At 66.7% G+C, this 2,577-nt stretch carries 3 protein-coding genes; 1 reads left to right on the top strand and 2 read right to left on the bottom strand.

All coding sequences use genetic code 11. The features are described from left to right. A partial coding sequence (locus tag VGT06_07310; protein ID HEV8662927.1) for a hypothetical protein occupies positions 1-680 on the bottom strand: 680 nt, incomplete at its 3' end. 691 nt (positions 681-1,371) lie between these two features. Next, a complete protein-coding gene (locus tag VGT06_07305; protein ID HEV8662926.1) occupies positions 1,372-1,599 on the bottom strand; it encodes a hypothetical protein in 228 nt (75 codons plus the stop codon). A gap of 637 nt (positions 1,600-2,236) precedes the next feature. Between VGT06_07305 and VGT06_07300 the strand changes: the two genes are divergently transcribed. After that, positions 2,237-2,577, top strand: a 341-nt coding sequence (locus tag VGT06_07300; GenBank protein ID HEV8662925.1) for a hypothetical protein, incomplete at its 3' end; no start/stop codon positions are given.

Genomic DNA, 2,577 nt, shown 5'->3' with positions numbered 1-2,577 from the left:
ACGAGGGGGAAGCTCTGGCCGGCGCCCCGGGCCTCCTCAGTAACCCCGTCGCTATCGCCTGCGAAGTTCTTCTCCACATCCGCCTCGAAGACCAGGTCGCCCATCCCCCTGCCCAGGGAATTCTTGTAGCCCACCCGGAGCTGGGGCTGGCGGGCGAAGATCTGACCGGCCGGGCCGTTGAAGTCCACCAGTTCCGGTTGGGCAATCGTCTCATTCATGAAAAGCGACCAGTACTGCCCGGCCATCAAGAAGAACCCGGATGGGTGATCCGCCCGGGCGAAGGCGTGCCGGAGCCGCAGGCGGGCACTGTTGGAGGTCGCGAGGCCGGGCGCGTCCGTGCTACCGGCCCCAAGGGTCCGGTCCCTCGTGAAGAAGTCGGTCTCGATCCGCCCCGAGAGCTTCACCCCGACGACCTCGTCAGAGAACGTTACCCGGAGGCGGGACTGGCGGGCATCAATGATGGTCTGGCTCTTATCGAGGTCCGCGTCGGCGGTGTCGAGGGGCGTATCGCTGGGTCCAGGGGAGGGGAACTCGCCCGTCAGCTTATCGCCGTACTGGATGTCGAGCTTGACGTAGCCGCTGACCCCCACCTTCAGCTCGGCCGCAGCGGGTGATGGGGCACCCGCCAGCGCCGCACCAAGCAGGAGCGCGAGACCCAACACCCACCACTTCTTCCTCATCCTCATGCTCCTTTCGTTCAAGGCTCCACCCGATCTATGTCCCCGCCAGAGGTTCAGGTTCATCAGACCCGAGGTCTGGCCCTGCTCCGAAAGAGGAGGCGCTCACCTCCTTTCTCCTCTCTTCCCTTCTCTCTCTTCGCTCGTCAGCCCTCGTCAAGCCCATGACCCAGCCTCGATGGACGCCTCCCTCGGGACGGCAGTGTCGGCCGGTAGTGGGGGCCCGCAACCGAATACCCGCGCCCCCAAGTGCGCTGTTTCACGAATCACAGCTCCCTCCTGCGGCCATTGGGAGGCCGGAAGGGCGGAAGCCATAAAGGGGCCCGGCGAGGCCGGGGATTTACCTCGCCGGGCTTGGAGGGTAGTGATGCGCTAGCAGGTGGCGCCAGGAACTCGGGATGAGGCCGACGCGGCAGAAAAGAGGCAAGGCGGGTGCCAGGTGCGCAGGACGGAGGGCGCTGAGCCCCCGACGGGAGCCGAACCGGTTAGGCTGAGAGGAGTTAGCGCGCGGCCCCCGGAAGCCCAAGTACGGAAAGGGGAGGCGGGCAGCGTTTCACGGGAACAGGCGGGGGACGGCACCAAGGAACAGGGGAACGATCCTCAGGGGCCGCGGCGGAGAAGGCGGACCTGCCAGCAAAAAGAATCGGGCCCCGCCGGGAATTCCCGGCGGGGCCCGTGGCGTTCAGGTGACCTGCTACTTGATCGTGGATCCGCGGTGTTCAAGGACAGGCGGGATCTCGTGGGTCGCCTGCGCCCCCGGGCCGGCAGTCTGCGTCGCCTTGGCGGCCCGATCCGCCACCTGACCAGACGACTCGAAGAGCTTCTGCAGCTCCCGATCCTGCAGCGTGCCCCCATCGGCGAAAACCGTCCCGGTGAACGCCACCGTCGCCACCAGCAGACCGAGCGTGATGAGCTTCTTCATGACCGCATGCCTCCGCGCCCGGTAGGGCGCTCTCTGTTTCATCCCGTTTCACGTTCCCCTTCGCTCTCGATCCCGCGGCCGCGTCTGCCCTTGTAGATGCTCCGGATCCGAAAAGGATACGCGCCCCCCCCCGACCCGGCCTCACCCTGAAAACAACCGGGCCCCGTCGAGTATTCCGGACGGGGCCCGAGAGGCCTGGGCCCGCTCCCCTTAGCCGCGGAACCCGTTTGCCACCTGAAGAGCGCCCCAGGGTGGGAATATGCGGCAGGGCTGGCTTGTTTCAGAGGACAGAGGGGCGCTGCCCCTGGTTCGCCTCTCCTTACCGGGGACGACCAAGATGAGTCGCGGGCGATCGAGGCTCAGAGACGCAGGGTTCTGGGAATATCTCGCCGGCCGGCCGTGTTTCCTAAAATAGCAGGACTGGCGCCGCATACGGGGCGACCCGCCCTTGGGAGAGCCGCGAGGGTATGGCTCGGCAGAGTCGCATACTAGCGAGGCAGCCGAGTGTTCTCTCTATTGCCACACTCTTCGAACTGAATCCACCTATCTCGCGGAGACAATCGTGCCAGCACCATGATCCGGGCCCGCAGTGGGATGTCCGCCGGAATGGCGGGCGTCTCCAGAGGAGGAACGTGCCATGCGGTGTCGAATTGTCGGGCTGACCTCTGCGACCATCTTGCTCGCCGTCGTGCTGGGCCTCCCCGCCGGGGCCCAGGCCAATCCATGTGCCGCGAACCCCTGCGCCGCAAATCCGTGTGCCGCCAAGGCCGCCAATCCGTGCAACCCCTGCGCCGGGGCCGCCATTGCCGCCGGGCCGAAGGCCAAGGCGGTCACCATGCTGGCCCAGGTCGTCGGGGTGGACCCGGGGCAGAGCCGCCTGACCATCAGGCACGAGGGGGAGACGATCGGCCTAGAGGTGGACCGCCGAACCTCGTTCACGCAGGGGACCCAGAGCCGCTCGCTCACCACCCTGAAACC

This window comes from Candidatus Methylomirabilis sp. (assembly GCA_036000645.1).
Lineage (GTDB): Bacteria > Methylomirabilota > Methylomirabilia > Methylomirabilales > JACPAU01 > JACPAU01.
The sequence above is the reverse complement of the archived record's forward strand: the minus strand, read 5'-3'. Positions and strand labels throughout refer to the sequence as shown.